The 15,833-nt window shown below is 69.7% G+C and carries 17 protein-coding genes; 6 read left to right on the top strand and 11 right to left on the bottom strand.

Annotated elements, in window-relative coordinates; translation table 11 throughout:
• The 6 genes from AC5RUF_RS11580 to AC5RUF_RS11555 all read right to left on the bottom strand — a co-directional run.
• A partial coding sequence (locus tag AC5RUF_RS11580) for a PfkB family carbohydrate kinase (protein ID WP_494130658.1) occupies positions 1-537 on the bottom strand: 537 nt, incomplete at its 3' end.
• The gene (locus AC5RUF_RS11575) at positions 534-1,181 is read right to left on the bottom strand and encodes a D-sedoheptulose-7-phosphate isomerase (protein ID WP_494130657.1); all 648 of its coding nucleotides are present in this window, start codon (positions 1,179-1,181) and stop codon (positions 534-536) included. The genes AC5RUF_RS11580 and AC5RUF_RS11575, both read right to left, overlap by 4 nt.
• Positions 1,178-2,473, bottom strand: coding sequence for a glycosyltransferase (locus AC5RUF_RS11570; protein WP_494130656.1), 1,296 nt, complete (start codon positions 2,471-2,473; stop codon positions 1,178-1,180). The genes AC5RUF_RS11575 and AC5RUF_RS11570 overlap by 4 nt, the downstream gene beginning before the upstream one ends.
• On the bottom strand, positions 2,470-3,504 hold the full coding sequence (locus AC5RUF_RS11565; RefSeq protein WP_494130655.1) for a glycosyltransferase: 1,035 nt from the start codon (positions 3,502-3,504) through the stop codon (positions 2,470-2,472). The genes AC5RUF_RS11570 and AC5RUF_RS11565 overlap by 4 nt, the downstream gene beginning before the upstream one ends.
• Complete coding sequence (locus AC5RUF_RS11560) at positions 3,501-4,592, bottom strand: glycosyltransferase family 9 protein (RefSeq protein WP_494130654.1); 1,092 nt, start codon at positions 4,590-4,592, stop codon at positions 3,501-3,503. The genes AC5RUF_RS11565 and AC5RUF_RS11560 overlap by 4 nt, the downstream gene beginning before the upstream one ends.
• Positions 4,589-5,119 carry a D-glycero-alpha-D-manno-heptose-1,7-bisphosphate 7-phosphatase gene (locus AC5RUF_RS11555; RefSeq protein WP_494130653.1) on the bottom strand — a complete coding sequence of 177 codons (531 nt, stop codon included), beginning with the start codon at positions 5,117-5,119 and terminating at the stop codon, positions 4,589-4,591. Before AC5RUF_RS11555 ends, AC5RUF_RS11560 begins: the two co-directional genes overlap by 4 nt.
• A 154-nt stretch (positions 5,120-5,273) precedes the next feature.
• Here AC5RUF_RS11555 and AC5RUF_RS11550 point away from each other — a divergent pair, with 154 nt between their 5' ends.
• Positions 5,274-6,239, top strand: a complete 966-nt coding sequence (locus AC5RUF_RS11550) for a glycosyltransferase family 9 protein (RefSeq protein WP_494130652.1) — start codon at positions 5,274-5,276, stop codon at positions 6,237-6,239.
• Here the strand turns inward: AC5RUF_RS11550 and AC5RUF_RS11545 are convergent.
• The 3 genes from AC5RUF_RS11545 to AC5RUF_RS11535 form a co-directional block, all read right to left on the bottom strand.
• Positions 6,236-7,018 (bottom strand): sigma-70 family RNA polymerase sigma factor, encoded by a 783-nt coding sequence (locus AC5RUF_RS11545; RefSeq protein WP_494130651.1) that lies wholly within the window; start codon positions 7,016-7,018, stop codon positions 6,236-6,238. The genes AC5RUF_RS11550 and AC5RUF_RS11545 overlap by 4 nt on opposite strands.
• Before the next feature lie 179 nt (positions 7,019-7,197).
• Positions 7,198-7,548: a hypothetical protein gene (locus tag AC5RUF_RS11540; protein WP_494130650.1), complete on the bottom strand. Its 351-nt coding sequence runs from the start codon at positions 7,546-7,548 to the stop codon at positions 7,198-7,200.
• 319 nt (positions 7,549-7,867) lie between these two features.
• A complete protein-coding gene (locus AC5RUF_RS11535) occupies positions 7,868-9,358 on the bottom strand; it encodes an Ig-like domain-containing protein (protein ID WP_494130649.1) in 1,491 nt (496 codons plus the stop codon).
• A 328-nt stretch (positions 9,359-9,686) separates the two neighbouring features.
• Here AC5RUF_RS11535 and AC5RUF_RS11530 point away from each other — a divergent pair, with 328 nt between their 5' ends.
• On the top strand, positions 9,687-10,664 hold the full coding sequence (locus AC5RUF_RS11530; protein ID WP_494130648.1) for an EamA family transporter: 978 nt from the start codon (positions 9,687-9,689) through the stop codon (positions 10,662-10,664).
• A 175-nt stretch (positions 10,665-10,839) separates the two neighbouring features.
• Here the strand turns inward: AC5RUF_RS11530 and AC5RUF_RS11525 are convergent, their stop codons facing one another.
• Positions 10,840-12,387, bottom strand: coding sequence for a long-chain-fatty-acid--CoA ligase (locus AC5RUF_RS11525; protein WP_494130647.1), 1,548 nt, complete (start codon positions 12,385-12,387; stop codon positions 10,840-10,842).
• A 146-nt stretch (positions 12,388-12,533) separates the two neighbouring features.
• Between AC5RUF_RS11525 and AC5RUF_RS11520 the strand changes: the two genes are divergently transcribed.
• The 4 genes from AC5RUF_RS11520 to AC5RUF_RS11505 all read left to right on the top strand — a co-directional run bounded on the left by AC5RUF_RS11520 (position 12,534) and on the right by AC5RUF_RS11505 (position 15,346).
• A complete protein-coding gene (locus tag AC5RUF_RS11520; RefSeq protein WP_493998430.1) occupies positions 12,534-13,007 on the top strand; it encodes an RNA polymerase sigma factor in 474 nt (157 codons plus the stop codon).
• Between the two features lie 64 nt (positions 13,008-13,071).
• Positions 13,072-13,644: a methylated-DNA--[protein]-cysteine S-methyltransferase gene (locus tag AC5RUF_RS11515; protein WP_494130660.1), complete on the top strand. Its 573-nt coding sequence runs from the start codon at positions 13,072-13,074 to the stop codon at positions 13,642-13,644.
• On the top strand, positions 13,641-14,327 hold the full coding sequence (locus AC5RUF_RS11510) for an alpha-ketoglutarate-dependent dioxygenase AlkB family protein (RefSeq protein ID WP_493999023.1): 687 nt from the start codon (positions 13,641-13,643) through the stop codon (positions 14,325-14,327). Before AC5RUF_RS11515 ends, AC5RUF_RS11510 begins: the two co-directional genes overlap by 4 nt.
• Before the next feature lie 17 nt (positions 14,328-14,344).
• Complete coding sequence (locus AC5RUF_RS11505; RefSeq protein WP_494130646.1) at positions 14,345-15,346, top strand: DNA-3-methyladenine glycosylase family protein; 1,002 nt, start codon at positions 14,345-14,347, stop codon at positions 15,344-15,346.
• On the opposite strand, the gene AC5RUF_RS11500 is transcribed toward AC5RUF_RS11505, so the two are convergent.
• Complete coding sequence (locus AC5RUF_RS11500; protein WP_493997156.1) at positions 15,261-15,644, bottom strand: DUF1304 domain-containing protein; 384 nt, start codon at positions 15,642-15,644, stop codon at positions 15,261-15,263. The genes AC5RUF_RS11505 and AC5RUF_RS11500 overlap by 86 nt on opposite strands.
• Positions 15,645-15,833: the final 189 nt, after the last annotated feature.

Below are 15,833 nucleotides of genomic sequence, written 5' to 3'. Positions count from 1 at the left end.
GACGGCTGCGACGCCGGGGACCGGCTGCGCGCCGGCAGGGTGCGGATCCCACACCACGGGGATCCGCCGGGCCAGGGCGCCGAGCAGTTCCCGCAGGGCCGGGTTGGCGGCCAGGCCCCGCCCGTAGTCAGCCACCACCACCGCATCCGCTTCCGCCACCGCGGCCAGCATCTGGGCGGTCACGGCCGGGACCGGCGGCGGAGCGCAACCCTCGTCGAAGCGGACCACCGCCTGCGCGCCGGCGCGGATCCGGGTTTTGACCGGCGTGGGCGCATCGGAGGGTCCGAAGGTCAGGGGTATCCCGGCGAGGGCGCTGCGCAGCAGCCCGGAGGCGTCGTCGTCGGACAGCACGGTGACCAAGTGCACCTGCCGGCCGTCCCGCTCCAGCATCCGGGCCACCAGGCCCGCGCCGCCGGCCCGCCTGCCGACGTCGGCCACGTCCACCACCGGCACCGGGGCGTCGGGGGAGAGGCGCTGGGCGGAACCGGAAATGTCGGTGTCCAGCAGGGTGTCGCCCACCACTACGATCGTCTTCACGGTATTCCTCCTGCTGTGCTCCGCTCCAAAGAGGTGCGGCGCTCGACTTCGGCGTCAAAGGACCGGCAAAGCGCATGGAGCGCCACCAGGTGGGCCTCCTGCGCGTTGGCGGCGGGGGCATCCACGGTGACGGCTTCCTCGCAGGCCGCGGCGAGGGGATTGGGTGCGCGGCCGGTCAGGGCCCAGGTGCGCAGTCCCGCCCGGCGGGCGGCCTGCTCGGCCGCGAGCAGATTGGGGCTGGCGCCGCTGGTGGAGAGCAGCAGCAGCACATCGCCGGGCCGGCCGTGGCCCGTGACCTGGCGGGCGTACAGCTGCTCGAACCCATAGTCATTGCCGATCGCCGTGACGGCCGAGGTGTCCGTGTGCAGGGCAATGGCGGAAAAGGGCCGGCGCTCGCCGTCGAACCGGCCCACCAGCTCCGCGCTGAGGTGCTGCGCCTCGGCCGCGGACCCGCCGTTGCCGGCGGTCAGCAGGCGGTGCCCGTCCAGCATCCGTCCGGCCAGCTCGATGCCCCACTCCGCCAGCCGCGCGGCCTGCCGCTGCAGGGAGTGCAGGGCCGGCCCGGTGTTGGCCAGATGTGCCAGCACCGCGGCCTGCGCGGCATCCGTCCCGGGGGAACGCGCGGTGGTCCATTCGACGCTCACAGCGCCTGCCCGCCCATCGGCTGCAGCCGCGCACCCGTGCCGGTCTTGCTGCCCCTGCCGGTCTTGCCGCGCGCCACCGGCCCCAGCGCCAGCTGGTAGGCCTTTTCCGTTTCCAGGGCCACCCGGTCCCAGGAGTACCGCGCCTGCGCCCGCTGCTTGCCGGCCGCGCCCAGCCGACGCGCGTAGGCGGGGTTGCCCAGCAGGTCCGCGAGGGCGGCGGCCAGCGCGCCCGGATCCCGCGGCGGGACGTGCAGTCCGGTTTTCCCGTGCACCACGGTGTCGATCAGTCCGCCCACAGCCGAGGCCACCACCGGAACTCCGCAAGCCATGGCCTCCAACGGGACAATGCCGAACGGCTCGTACCACGGGGCACACACCACCGCGTCGGCGCTGCGCAGCACCGCCGGCATGTCTTCGCGCGGCACCTGCCCGCGCAGCACCACCTGGTCCTGGACGCCCAGGGACCGGGCCAGGGCCAGCAGGCGCCGGGCCTCCGGATCGGATTCCAGCCCGGCACAGTCGCTGGAGCCGCCGACAATGAGCAGCTCCACATCAGTGCGTCCCGCGTCCCGCAGCAGTGCCAGCGCGCGGATGGTAAGGTCCACGCCCTTGCGCGGCACCAGGCGCCCGACGGCGGCAATCCGGTGCCGCCTGCCGCGCGGTTCGGCGGGTCCAGCCGGGGAGAAGAGGGAGAGGTCCACCCCGCACGGGGCAATCGAAATGCGGCCGCCCGGCACCCCGATGGCCTTCAGTTCAAAAACCTCATCGGAGCAGGTGGCCAGCACCCGGTCCACCCGGCGGCCCACCGAGGGTTCCAGCCAGGTGCGTTCGGGCGGACTGGTGTCCTCGGCGCCCTGATGCCGCTTCTTCACGGTGCCCAGCGCATGGAAGGTATGCAGCACCGGAACCCGGGTGCCTTCCTCCGCGGCGGTTTCGGCAGCCTCCAGCGCAGCCAGGCCCGACATCCAGAAGTGTGAATGCACGACGTCGGGCGGTTCCCCGCCCCAGTCGGCCACCAGTCCTTCGGCCAGTTGCCCCATGTACGGCAGCAGGTCATCCTTCGGCAGCGGCAGGGCGGGTCCGGCCGCCACGTGCACCACTTCCAGGTTTTCCTGCACCCGGACCCGGTCCGGCAGGCCGGGATCGTCACGCCTGGTGTAGACCTGCACCGTGTGGCCGCGGGTGGCCAGCGCCACGGAGAGGGCGGCCACATGGACGTTCTGGCCGCCGGCATCCACCCCGCCCAGGGCCGCCAGCGGACTTGCGTGCTCGGACACCATTGAGATTTTCACTGTTGTCCCCCTCCTGTTGATGCCGTTATGGGTCCTGCCGCCGCACGGAGCGGCGCGGCGGCAACCCGATCTGAGACCACGTCGTTGAGGAGCCCGTCCCATTCGGACAGGAACCGGCCCAGTCCGTACCGGGCCAGGGCCGCTGTCCGGGCGGCCAGGCCGCAGGCCCGTGCGGACTCCGGATCCGCCACGAAGCCCCGGGCCGCGTCAAGGAGTTCTTCGGGGTCGTTGCTGACCAGCCCCGCTCCCGGCGGCACCGCACGGGTCGCTTCGGTGGTGGCCAGCACCAGGACCGGCAGCCCCAGGTGCATCGCCTCGAGCAGGGACAGGCCCAGGGAGGTCCACCGCATCAGGTGCAGGTAGGCCCGGCAGCCGGCCAGCTCCGCGTGCATTCTGGCAGCGGAAAGGTCTCCGCGGATCAGGAGCCGGTCCCCGCCCAGGCCGTGGGCATCCGGCAGCTGCTCGGTTCCGATCCCGAAGACTTCCAGCGGGGCGGCCCGGGTGAATGCCGGCAGCAGGTCGGTTCCGGTGACCCGGCCGCGCCGGACCGGCTCGTTGACGGCCACGCCGAGGTGCGGGCGCTCGCCGGTGTAGAGGTACCCCGGGTCCGGGATCCCGTGCTCAATCACATGCACCGGTGCCTGCCCGGTATCCCAGAAGAGCCGGTTGAAGTGCGTTACGTGCACTACGGGGATGTGGGACTGGTCCGCCAGGGGGTGCCGGGTTTCGGGCACGCTGCCGCGCGGGGTGTTGTGTTCGAGGTAAACGGCGGGCAGGTCCCGTCCGGGACGGCGGCCCAGCAGGCGTGCACAGGCCTCCAGTTCATCCGGCCGCTGCAGCACCACTACGTCAATCTCCTGCCCGGCCAGCTCCTCCGGTGCCACTTCCACCGCCGACCGGGGCCAGGCCCTGCCGCCGCGGCCCAGCCCCCAGCTGTCCCGGGCGCCGGTGGCCGGCAACAGGTACTGGTGGGAGCCGCGGACAAAGGCCTCCATCCACCCTCCGTGCACATGCCAGAGCAGGATTTTCATCGCGTCCCCATTTCCCGGTGCTTCAATTCGCGGTGCCTGGTTTCCCGGTGCGCTTGAAGGGACGGCACCCCGTGCACCAGGCGCTGCACCGCTTCCACCACCTGCTCGGGCGAGACGCCGGCGAGGCAGGGGTGTCCCGGAGAGGGGCAGATCCGGGCCCGGGAGAGGCGGCAGGGTGCCTGCTGGTCGCCGAGCAATTCCAGCGGCACTCGGTACGGCGCCCAGCGGACGGCCGGAACCACCGGGGCGAACAGGCTCACCACGGGGGTGCCCACGGCAGCGGCAAGATGCGCCGGACCGGTGTTACCCACCACCACGGCCTGCGCCCCGGCCAGGACCGCCGCCAGGGTGGCCAGATCGGTGCGGCCGCCCAGGTCCAGGCCGGCCACGGCCGCCACGGTGGCGGTCAGTGCCTTCTCGCCCGGTCCTCCCGTCACCACCACCCGGAAACCGGCAGCGGTGAGCAGTTCGACGGCGGCGGCATGGTGCAGCGCAGGCCAGGCCCGGGCGGGGACGGCGGCGCCCGGGTGCACCACCACGTACGGCTCCTGCCCCACCAGGTGGGCAACGTCCGGCAGCGGACCCAGTCGCAGCCGTCCGTCGTCGCCCGGCGGGAGCCGGAACCCGGCGGCTTCGGCAATCCGCAGCGCGCGTTCGGTTTCCGGCTGGTCCTCCGGGAAGTCCTCACCCGGCCGAAGCCGCCGGTCCAGCAGTGACCCGGCGTAATCCGTGGAGGCACCGGTGATCGTCCGCACACCGGCCTCCCGCAGCAGCAGGGCCAACGGCAGCGGCGACTGGTGGAAGGACGTGAGGATCACCGCCTCCTCGGTGCCCGCGGCACGGACCATCTCCGCCAGCGAGGCCAGGAGCGCGGGCGTCGGCTCCGGGGCGGGATTCACGATCCACGGGCACCTCCACTGAAGCACCCGGGCGGGACCGGGGAGCAGCCGTCCGGCCGGTGCGCCGTCCGGCCCGCACAGCAGGACGGCCTCCACCCCCGGCGCCGATGCCACGGCGCGCACAGCCGGACCGGCAAGCAGGACGTCCCCCGCGCCGTCGAGCCGTGCCACGAGGACCCGGCGGTTCATGCGCCGCTCCACAGCAAATCCACCGCTTCGGAGAGATCGGCCGCCACCAGGGCCGCCGCCTCGGTTTCGGAAGGCCTCGTGACGGGGGTGGGCACCAGCACCCCGCGTGCCCCTGCCGCCGAGGCCGCGCGGACGTCGGCGCCGATATCCCCGATCACCGCCACCTCGGTCGGATCCAGGCCGAGACGGCTGCTGGCCCGCAGCACCATTCCCGGCCGCGGTTTGCGGCAGATGCATCCCTTCTCCGGTGTGTGCGGGCAGATCTCCCAGACATCGAACGGCCCCAGCAGGTTTTCCACGGCCGCGTTGACTTCCTCCACCTGTTCTGCGGACAGCAGTCCCCGCCCGATGCCGGACTGGTTCGTTACCACCCCAACCGCAACGCCGTCCCGCCGCAGCCGCGCCAAAACGGCGGCGGCACCGGGCATCGGCTGCACCAACTCCGGATCCGCGTTGTACGGCACATCGACTATCAGCGTGCCGTCCCGGTCAAAGAGGACGGCGCGCGGCGGCGGCAAAAATCCCATACCGGCTCTGTTCCCCTTCTCCGGTGCACCCAAACAGCTCAGCGGCCACTTCTTCGCCGTCGTGCCCGAAAGGGCACGTGCGTCCCACCTGTACCGGCGGGCGCGGTGATCTGGCAGGATGTGCATCCGTTCCCCGAGGAGAAAGGGCCCACCCATGCCTGCAGCGGCCGAAGACCGACCCGAACTGCTGGTCCTGCGGGCCCTGAAGCTGGGGGATCTGCTCGTGGCGGTTCCCGCGTTGAAGGCCTTGCGCCGGGCCTTTCCCGGGCACCGCATCCGGTACGCGGCCCAGGAGTGGCTGCGCCCGGTGCTGGCCCTGACCGGCGCCGTGGATGACCTGCTGCCGCTGCACGGCCTCGATGTGCCCATCGACGTCCCGCCGGGACAGCTGGACGTGGCGGTGAACCTCCACGGCCGGGGACCGGAAAGCTGCGGCCGGCTGGAAGCACTGCGGCCGGCCCGGCTGATCGGCCATGCCGGACCCGGCTGGGACGGTCCGCCGTGGAAGGACGGGGTCCATGAGCGGGAGCGGTGGGCGGGACTGTTGTCCTGGCACGGCATTCCCGCGGACCCGTTGGATTACCGGCTGGATCCGCCGCCCGGGGCGGAACAGGTCCCCGAGGCCGTTGTGCTGCACGTGGGCGCGGCCTACGGCAGCCGCCTCTGGCCCGCAGACCGGTTTGCCGGCGTCGCCCGGGAGCTTGGTGCGGCGGGCAACCGTGTCCTTTTCACCGGCAGCAGCGCCGAGCGGCGGCGGGCATTGGATGTGGCGCAGCGCGCCGGCATGCCGGAAGAGTCGGTGGTGGCAGGAGAACTGGGACTGGCGGAATTTGCGGGTGTCATTGCCCGGGCCCGGTTGGTGGTTTCCGCCGATACCGGGGCGGCGCACCTGGCGTCGGCCTATGCGCGGCCCTCGGTGGTCCTGTTCGGCCCGGCCCCGGTCAGCGAGTGGGGTCCGCCGCCGGGTCCGCACATTGCCCTCACGGAGGAAAGCCGGCGCCGCGGGGATACCTTTGCCGCGGACCCGGACCCCGCGCTGCTGGCCGTTACCGTGGAGGACGTCCTGGCCGCCGCCGAAAAGCTTGATGCCCTGCAGGGGCCCGCCGGCCGTTCCGGCTAGGCCGTTGCGGTACAGGTTCCCTGGCGCGGTGCAATTGCCGGTCCCAGGATTTCGTGCTGCAAGTGCACCAGGATCCGGGCGAGCCGGCGGGAGACCTGCATCTGGGTCAGGCCCAGCCGTGTGCCGATGGCCTGCTGGGATTCCTCGTGGAAATAGCGCAGGAACAGCAGTTCCTTGTCCGTGTCCGTCAGGTTCCGTACTGCCCGGCGGAGCATGGCAAGGTTTTCCGCGTGTTCCAGCCGGCCGTCGGCTACGGCCCACTGTTCCGCACCGGTGGTGTCCGCGAGGGCGTCGAGGGAGTCGGGGCGCAGGCTGCTCTGGCAGTTCAACGCCTCGGAAACGGTTTTGGTGTTCGTCCCCAGCGCCTCGGACAACTCACTCAGTGACGGATCGCGGCCCAGCGACTGGAGCAGGTCCGGTTGCAGCCGTGCGATGGCGGTCCGCAGGTCCTGCAGTTGGCGCGGCGGCCGCACCATCCAGGAATGGTCGCGCAGGTACCGCTTGAGTTCTCCATGGACGGTGGGCACGGCGAAAGCAGGGAAGTGCGGTCCGACGGCCGGGTCGAACCGCCTGACGGCCTTGATCAGGCCGATGTAGGCAACCTGGCGCAGGTCTGCCAGTTCACGGCCGCGCCCGGCATAGGCGGCGGCAGCCGATTCGGCGATGTCGCGGTACTTGAGGACAAGTTCATTGTGCAGGGCCTGTTGCAGGTCTCCGCGGGCCTGGCGGGCTTTTTCAAAGTGGAGCTGGGACAGGGACGAACTCTTGGAAGCGCTCATGGGCGGGCAGGTATTTCGGCCGCAGGAGCGGCCCTCTGCTGGACCGCTTCCACAGAACACCAGAGCAGATGCCGGTAATCAATAGTCCGGACCACCTGTCTTGCTGCTGCTTCTTGAACTGCGGTCGTAGCAGAAGGTATAAGATGCCGCGCGTCGCGGTCCTCCCGTGCGGGCAGCGCTCAGCGCCGGCGGGTCAGCAGCTTCCGGATCAGGGCAGCCGACCCGTCGTCGTCCCCGGAGTCTTCCGGTTCCGCCGGGCGAGCGCCGTCTGCGTCGGCGTCCGTCCCGCCGTCCGGGACCCGGCGGGCGGAACGGTGCAGGACCAGGGCGGCGACGGCGGCAGCCGCCAGCAAGGTGCAGGCAAGGGCACCCATGAGGGCGCAGTACATCCAGAGGAACATCAGGGTGGCCGGTGTGCCCAGGGGCGCTTCAAGCAACCCGAGGGCCAGGACCACCCAGAATGCCACGCAGCCGGCCAGCAGGAGCCAGGCGGTACGGCGGCTGACAAGGGAAAGCAGCTTTTGCTCCATGGCGGTCCATCCAGGCGGTAGGAGGAGGGTGCTGTTTCGTGACCCGTCAACCCTAGGCGCCGGCGGTGTGCCCGTCCGGGTTCTGAGGGCGATTGTTCCGGTTCGGGGACCGGAGGGTTGCCATCCCCTGTGCTGCCTCCACAATGCCCCTGGTGCCACATAACCCTTGAAGCCTCATGTCCTTTGGAGCGACGTGGCACCGCAAGGGACAACGCAGAGTAGGCCACAGTTCCCCGCGCATGTCTCCGACCCGCAGGCCCGCCCAAACGAAAGCGGGTCCCCGGCAATGCCAGGGACCCGCTTCACGTTGTGTGGACTCCTAGGAATCGGCAACCGTCCGGCGACGCCGGTTCAGGAACAGGGCTGCTGCTCCGACGGCGGCCAGGGTCGCTCCGCCTGCGGCCAGCAGGCCAACGTTCCGGGCGCCGGTTTCGGCAAGGTTGGTACCCGTACCCGTGCCGGTGCCGGTGCCGGTGCCGGTGCCCGTGCCCGTATTGCCGGTGGTCGTGATGATGCCGCCCTGTCCGGAGTTGCCTGCGGGTACAGGGTTGACCGCGACCGGAGGTTCGACGACGGCTTCCGTCACTGTGAAGGTGGAAGGTGCCGCGTCGAGGGACCGAACGTTGTTATAGACCTGGGTGGCGACAATCTGGTGTTCGCCCACGGAGAGGGCCCCCAGCGGGACGGACCAGTTGCCGTTCTCGTCGGCCACTGTGGTCAGCGTGGCCATGGCAGCCACGCGGTCTTCTGCTCCGCCCGACTCCGGATCGATGACAACTTCGATTTCGGCTCCCGGCAACGCGGCACCGGTGATTGCCGCCGGCAGCTTGTTGACCGGAATCCGTTCGCCGTCACTCGGGGAAAGCACCACGGCGGCACCGGGGAACACGGTGATTGTGGTTAGTACGGGCTCAGAATCTTCCTTGTCCGGAACGCCCCTTTGGACGGCCGCCAAAGCGTGCACGCCGATGGGCAGTGGCTCGGCGAGGGCCAGGCGCCAGTTGCCGTCCTCTCCCACAGTGGTGGATGCCGGTGCATCCTCTGTCCCAGATCCGTCACGTTGAATGATCACGGTGATGGTGGCTCCCGGCACGCCGGTGCCCAGCAGGGTGTCCAATGAGGTGGGCGTGCTGCCGTCCGTGCCGGTAAAGACCGGAGCTGGAAGCGGTGCGTCCAGGAAGTCAAGGCTGAAGGTGGCCGGCTCGGACCGCTGGGTCCCGTTGATACCCGAGAGGATGAACTGGAGCCTCTGGTCATCTGTCACCAGGTGGGGTGCGGTGAATGAGAACGATCCGTCCGAGGCTACCGGGACAGTGAAAGGCTGCTGGCCGGCGAAAACCACTTCCAGGGAGGTGGCTCCGGGCGCCGTGCCCTCGATGGCCTGGCTGGTGCGGATGGGGGAGGTGGTGATCAGGGCCGGCCGCGACAGCTCGGCAGCGGGTGCGGGCTGTCCGGGCGGAACGCTGCCCGGAGCGGAAACAGGCGGGGTGACGGTACCGGGAGCCCCGGTGTCGTCATTCCCGGTGCCGGCATCATTTCCGGGGGTCCCGGTACCGGCATCATCACCCGGGGTTCCGGTGCCCTCACCGGGTGACTGGGCCTCTTCCCCCGATCCCTCCTCCGTCGGTGTCGGACCCCCTTCCTCTGCCGTGATAGTGGCGGTGGAGTCGGCCTGGTTGGTAGCGTTCGACGTTTCATCCGTCGTGTCGGCGACAGCGGGACCTGCGATGAAGGTGCCGCTGAGGGCCAGAAGGGCGGTGGCGCTCAGGGCGCCGACCCGTGCTGAAATTGGGCGTGATTTTTCCTGCATGAAATTTTCCCCCATAAATTATTCGCTCTCCGTGTCCCTGCGGACGCATGCGTGGTGCCCGGGCTGCGGAGGAACGAGACTGTCATCGGATATCAACAATTAGTGATGAAAACTCATTGGTTGGAGATCAGAACTAAGTCAACTGCTCAAACAGGACGCGGGTTGTGACCACAGTCACAAACCGCGGCATCCGAGAGAATACTCACGGGTTTCCCAATTGGCAACAGCACCCGTGTCTTCGGCTCATATCGCCTTCCATTGCAGGAGCGGCCCGCCGTCCTTATTCGCGGGAACCCTGTCGGATACCCTGAGTCCCGTGAGGAGAGAAATGGCGCAGAAGCAGGTTGCGGGAGGGGCTGGACTGCCCGCCAGCGTATCCGGACTGGTCGTCGCCCTGGCATCGTCGGCAGTGTTCGGCCTGTCGGGATCATTTGCGAAGTCACTGCTGGAAACCGGGTGGACCACTGCTGGAGCAGTTGCCGTGCGGATGCTCGGTGCGGCCGCGGTACTGGCCGTTCCGGCACTCATCGCACTCCGCGGCCGCTGGGGACAGGTGCGGGGCAACTGGCGGACCATCCTGTTGTTCGGGTTCATCGGGGTGGCCGGCTGCCAGTTCTTCTATTTCAACGCAGTTGAGCGGCTGTCCGTGGGCGTTGCACTGCTGCTTGAATTCCTGGCCCCCGTGCTGATGGTGCTGTGGATCTGGGCCGCCACCCGGCGCCGCCCGGGATTGCGCACCATCCTGGGCGCTGTTGCAGCCGTTGCCGGGCTGGTGCTGGTACTCGATCTGGGCGGCAGTGTCCGGATTGACCCGGTGGGTGTGCTGTGGGGGCTGGCGGCAGCAGTCTGCCTCGCCATCTACTTTTTTATTACCGCCAAACAGAATGATTCGCTGCCGCCGCTGGTTCTCGCCACCGGCGGGATGCTCGTGGGCGGGGCAACCATGGCGGCGCTGGGCCTGACGGGGATCCTTCCGCTGGGCTTCAGCACCTCCTCCGTGCAGCTGGCGGACTGGCACACCGCCTGGTGGGTGCCGGTGGCAGGCCTGGTGCTGTTCTCCACTGTGGTTGCCTATGTCACCGGCATCATTGCCGCCCGGTCCCTCGGCTCCCGCGTGGCTTCCTTCGTGTCCCTGACCGAGGTGCTTTTCGCCGTTTTGTGGGCGTGGCTGCTGCTGGCCGAACTGCCGCGCCCGGTGCAGCTGGCCGGCGGTGCCCTGATCGTCGCGGGCGTCGTCCTGGTCCGCTCGGATGACCCGGCCGGCCTGCCCGGTGAGGCAACGGCCGACGTCGAGCCTTACGCGTAGCCCCTGCGGGGCCTGAGCCGGGCCTGAGCCGGGCCTGAGCCGGGCGGGGGCCGGGCCTGCGGGGCCTGGAACGGCGGCAACGAAATTCCCGCGCTCGCAGAGCTCGCGGGGAATATTAAAGCCGCCTTCCTCCAGGCCCCTCCGGTCCGGCCGTTGGTGCCCGTCTTCCTTCGGGCTATGCCGGCGTTGCCTCGTCCGTTAGGGGCTGCGGGGCGGCTACATTGATTTCCCGCTTGAGGATCTTGCCGGTGGGGCCCTTGGGCAGGGCGTCCGTGAGGACAATCCGGCGCGGGTACTTGTAGGCCGCCAGCCGGTCCCTGCTGAACTGGGCAATGTCCGCAATGAGGGTTTCCCGGGCGGCGTCGTCGGACGGCGCCGCCTCCTCCCGCAGGCCGACGACCGCCACAATCTCTTCGCCGTGCAGGGGATCCGGGACGCCGACCACGGCCGCCTCGGCCACGGCGGGGTGCTCGTACAGCACTTCCTCGACCTCGCGCGGATACACGTTGTAGCCGCCGCGCAGGATCATGTCCTTCTTGCGGTCGACAATGTAGATGTTCCCCTCCTCGTCGAAGCGGGCCAGGTCCCCGGAGCGGAACCAGCCGTCCGGAATGGCCGCTGCGGTCGCTTCCTCGTTCCGCCAGTACCCCTTCATGACCCCGTCGCCCCGCACGGAGAGTTCCCCGATCTCGCCCACCGGAACGTCCAGGCCGTCGGGATCCAGCATCCGTACCTCCATCCCGGCCACCGTCTTGCCGATCGAACCCGCGCGGCGGTCTTCACCGGGCAGATTGAAGGAGACGATCGGCGACGTTTCGGAGAGCCCGTATCCCTCGAGCAGCTGGATGCCGAACACGTCCTCAAACTCACGCAGGACTTCCAGGGGCATTGCGGATCCGCCGGTGATGGCGCCCCGCAGCGAGGACACGTTGGTGTTTTTCACGGCCGGGTGGCGCAGCATGCCCACGTACATGGTGGGGACGCCCTCGAAGATGGTGACACCGTCACGTTCAATGATCTCCAGGGCCTTACCCGCATCAAACCGGGGCAGCAGGCTGATCGACGCACCCGAGAGCACCGCCGAGTTCAAGGCGGATGTCTGCCCGAAGACGTGGAAGAACGGCAGCCCGCCGAAGATCACATCGGTTTCCAGGGTGTTCAGCAGGGACCGGGCCACGTCGGCGTTGGTGAGCAGGTTCCGGTGTGTCAGCGCAGCCCCCTTGGGGCGCCCGGTGGTGCCGGAGGTGTAGAGGATCACCGCAATGTCCTCACCCGTCACCTCCGCGACCTCCGGCCGGGATTCGGCCTGCGCCAGCAGCGCCGGGAACTCGGTCGCATCCACGGTTACCACTTCCACGCCGCCTGCCTCTTCAGCGCCTGCGGAGACCTCGCCGGCCACTCCCTCCCAGGCGAAGACCAGCCGGGCGCCGGAGTCCTGCAGGTGGTAGGCCACCTCACGCGCCTTCAGGAGCGGGTTCATGGGCACCACGACGGCGCCGTGGCGCAGGACGCCGAAGTACACGGCAGCCATTTGCGGGATGTTGGGCATCACCAGTCCCACGCGCTCACCCGGCTGCACATCGCGGGCGGACAACAGGCCCGCCACCTTGGCGCTCATGGCATCCAGAGCCGCGTAGGACACCACGGTGTCATCGAGTTTCAGGACCGTCCGCTCCGGAGAGCGGGCGGCGGTGTCGGTGAGGATTCCGGCGAGGTTCTGCATAAGGATCTCCTTTGATCTTTGCGACATATCCCGGCGACTGATCGCTGCGGCGTAGGAGGCAGTCTAGCCACCGCCGGCAGTCCGTGGATCTTTTTCCGGTACCCGGCTCACAAACCATCCGCCGAAACCGTCTACCGTATGTGGAAGTGAAACCCTTTGAGCAGATTGTCCGGGAGCACGGAGCCGCCGTGCTGCGGGTCTGCCGCGCCGTGCTGGGCCCGGACCAGGCCGAGGACGCGTGGTCGGAAACGTTCCTGGCCGCCCTGCGCGCCTATCCGGACCTGCCTGCGGGGGCCAACGTGCAGGCCTGGCTGGTGACCATTGCCAAGCGCAAGGCCGTTGACCAGCACCGTTCCGCGGCCCGCAGTCCGTTGCCGGTGGAGGATCTGCCGGAACGCTCCGTGGCCGTGCCGGCGGACACCGACGGATTATGGCTGGCCCTGAAGACCCTCCCGGTCCGCCAGCGGGAAGCGCTTGCCTACCATCACCTGGCCGGGCTGCCGTACGCCGAGGTGGCCCGGGTGCTCGGCAGCAGCGAGGCGGCATGCCGCCGCTCAGCCGCAGACGGCATCAAGAAACTCCGTGCCCTGTATAAGGAGGACCGCAATGGCGTCTATTAGCCCAAGGGAGTCCGTCCTGCCCGGTGATGCCGGTTTCCTGCCGGGGGCGACGGACCCGGCCGGCATGCGCGTGAGCACCGCAGCCCTCGCCGCCCTGCACTCCCGCCTGGCCGCTGACGCGCAGTCCGCCGGGCTGCTGGACGTGGCGTACACGGTGATCGACAGTCCCGTGGGCAAGCTGATCCTGGCTGCCACCGATGCCGGCCTGGTCCGGGTAGCCTTCGAATGCGAAGGGGTGGATGCCGTCCTGCAGGACCTCAGCACCCGGATCAGCCCCCGGCTGTTGGAAGCCCCGGAACGGCTGGCGGCTCCCGCGGCCCAGCTGGCGGAGTATTTCGCCGGGGCCCGGCGCAGCTTCGACCTGCCGCTGGATCTGCGGCTGACCTCCGGGTACCGGCGGACCGTGGTGCAGGCCCTGCAGGGCATCGGCTACGGGCACACCGCGACCTATGCGGGCATCGCCGCGCTGACCGGCAACCCCGGTGCCGTCCGGGCCGTGGGCACCGCCTGCGGCCGCAACCCGCTGCCGCTGGTGATCCCGTGCCACCGGGTGCTGCGCTCCGACGGCACCACCGGCGGCTACCGGGGCGGACCCGCTGCCAAGAAAACCCTCCTCGACCTGGAAGCCGCAGCATGAGTTCCTCCCTTTTCCCGCGCGAACGTTCCGAACCCGCCGTCGGCGCCGTCCACGTACCCGGCTGGCTGACCGCCGAACGGCAGCGCGCCATTGTCCAGGCGTGCCGGCAGTGGGCCATCGGCCCGGTGCCCATGCGTGCCGCGGTGCTGCCCGGCGGGCATCCCATGTCCGTGCAGACAGTGTGCCTGGGCTGGCACTGGCAGCCGTATAAGTACACGCGGACGGCCGACGACGCCGGCGGCGGCCGGGTGGCGGAGCTGCCGGACTGGTTGGTGCAGCTGGGCCGTGATGCGCTGCGGGAGGCCTATCGGCAGCCGGACGGCAGCTATGCGCGGGAAGACTACCGTCCGGAGAACTACACCCCGGACACCGCCCTGATCAACTACTACGCACAGGGTGCGCACATGGGCATGCACCAGGACAAGGATGAGAAGTCCAGCGCCCCGGTGGTGTCCCTCAGCATCGGTGACACCTGCATTTTCCGGTTCGGCAATACCGAAACCCGCAACCGCCCCTACACGGACCTGGAGTTGGAATCCGGTGACCTGTTTGTTTTCGGCGGACCGTCCCGGTTTGCCTACCACGCGGTGCCTCGAACGCTGGCCGGCACGGCCGATCCGGAGTCGGGATTGGCTACCGGGCGGATCAACATCACCCTGCGCATGACCGGGCTCAGCGGTTGAGGCCGGCCGAAGACGGCGTGGCCGTAACACCGGACAACCTGCGGCGGCGCCGGCTGCCGTTCCGGGGACCGCTGGCATGGGAACCGCTGGCCAACGCGCTGGCCGCACACGCCGTGCCCGGCCTCGAACGGGTAACCCGGCACCCCGGCGGGGCTGCCGTGGAAAGGCTGCTGGAGACCGCTTCCGGCGCGGTGCCCGTCACGGTGCGCCTGGGTCCGCAGGAGGTAGTGCTGGAAACCCCCGTGCTGCCGGAGCCTGAGGACCTGGCGCTCACTGCTGCGGTTCGGAGCTGGTTGGACCTGGATGCTGACCCTGCGCTGGTAGATCCGTTCCTGGCCGGCTTCGAGCGGCTGGAACCGCTGGTGCGGCGGCACCCGGGACTCCGTGTGCCCGGATCCCTCAACGGCTTCGAGACCGCAGTCCAGACCGTCCTGGGCCAGCAGGTTTCCCTGGCTGCGGCACGCACCTTCGGCGCCCGTTTGGGTGCCGCGTTCGGGCGGCCGGGGCCGTCGGGTCTGAGCAGCTTCCCGACGGCGCAACACCTCGCCGCGGTACCGGCCTCCGACATCCAGGCAGCGGTCCGGATTACGCATTCCCGGGCACGGACGGTGGCCGCGCTCGCGGCCGCCGTAGCCGGCGGCCTGCCACTGCACCGGGGGGCCGACAGCGGCACCGTGCGGGCCGGCCTGCTCGCCCTGCCCGGCATCGGACCGTGGACAGCGGACTATCTTGCCGTCCGCGTCCTGGGTGACCGGGACGCCTGCCCGGTGGATGACCTGGTGCTCAAACGTGCATTGGACGTGCAGAGCGGACGCGTTGCCGCCACCCTGTCCGAACCGTGGCGCCCCTGGCGGGCCTACGCGTTGTTCCATCTCCTGGACCGGGGCGGCCTGTTCCCCGGCCGATGCCTCCTGAGGCGCAGAGCCGGGCGGCTCAGGTTCCGAGCAGGGAGAACACCAGGGAAAACGCCGCCGGCCCGCCCTGGACAAGGGCCAGACGCGCGAGCCGCCGGTCGCTGAGGACAAGCACCACGGAGGCCAGCAGCATGCAGGCTGTGGCAAATGTCATCAGGGTCAGGCCTGCCACCGCATTGCCGGCCACCAGGAGCACCACACCCAAGCCGGCTCCCACCGCCAGGAAGAGGTTGTAGAAGCCCAGGTTGTAGGCCAGCTGCGCGGTGGCGGCAGCGGTCCCCGACCCCCTGAGCTGGAAGATGGCCACCGTCTCCGGCTCCGTCCAGCGCAGGGATTCAAGCACAAAGAAGTAAAAGGCCACAGCGGCGGCCACCACGGTCAGAATGGCTGCGGCTATCAGCACGGGTGCTCCCTCGGCGATGTGCAGGCGGCGATGCGCAGGTGGAGCCGCGCGGCACTCCCGCACCGTGCGGGTATCCCCGCAGTGCGGTCAATCCTGACAGCCGGCCGTGCCGCCCTCAAGGGGGAGGGGGACAATCGGTTGGCGGGGGCGGACAAAAGCCAGCTAGCCTTGTAGAGGCCGGATTTCGGC

The sequence above is a fragment of the Arthrobacter sp. Y3224198 genome (assembly GCF_059090025.1).
The sequence above is the reverse complement of the archived record's forward strand: the minus strand, read 5'-3'. Positions and strand labels throughout refer to the sequence as shown.

Excerpts from the sequence above, each read along its gene's own strand:
- AC5RUF_RS11565 (WP_494130655.1), bottom strand. The coding sequence starts at position 3,504 with ATGAAAATCCTGCTCTGGCATGTGCACGGAGGGTGGATGGAGGCCTTT.
- AC5RUF_RS11560 (WP_494130654.1), bottom strand. The coding sequence starts at position 4,592 with ATGAACCGCCGGGTCCTCGTGGCACGGCTCGACGGCGCGGGGGACGTC.
- AC5RUF_RS11555 (WP_494130653.1), bottom strand. The coding sequence starts at position 5,119 with ATGGGATTTTTGCCGCCGCCGCGCGCCGTCCTCTTTGACCGGGACGGC.
- AC5RUF_RS11550 (WP_494130652.1), top strand. The coding sequence starts at position 5,274 with ATGCCTGCAGCGGCCGAAGACCGACCCGAACTGCTGGTCCTGCGGGCC.
- AC5RUF_RS11545 (WP_494130651.1), bottom strand. The coding sequence starts at position 7,018 with ATGAGCGCTTCCAAGAGTTCGTCCCTGTCCCAGCTCCACTTTGAAAAA.
- AC5RUF_RS11540 (WP_494130650.1), bottom strand. The coding sequence starts at position 7,548 with ATGGAGCAAAAGCTGCTTTCCCTTGTCAGCCGCCGTACCGCCTGGCTC.
- AC5RUF_RS11535 (WP_494130649.1), bottom strand. The coding sequence starts at position 9,358 with ATGCAGGAAAAATCACGCCCAATTTCAGCACGGGTCGGCGCCCTGAGC.
- AC5RUF_RS11530 (WP_494130648.1), top strand. The coding sequence starts at position 9,687 with ATGGCGCAGAAGCAGGTTGCGGGAGGGGCTGGACTGCCCGCCAGCGTA.
- AC5RUF_RS11525 (WP_494130647.1), bottom strand. The coding sequence starts at position 12,387 with ATGCAGAACCTCGCCGGAATCCTCACCGACACCGCCGCCCGCTCTCCG.
- AC5RUF_RS11515 (WP_494130660.1), top strand. The coding sequence starts at position 13,072 with ATGCGCGTGAGCACCGCAGCCCTCGCCGCCCTGCACTCCCGCCTGGCC.
- AC5RUF_RS11510 (WP_493999023.1), top strand. The coding sequence starts at position 13,641 with ATGAGTTCCTCCCTTTTCCCGCGCGAACGTTCCGAACCCGCCGTCGGC.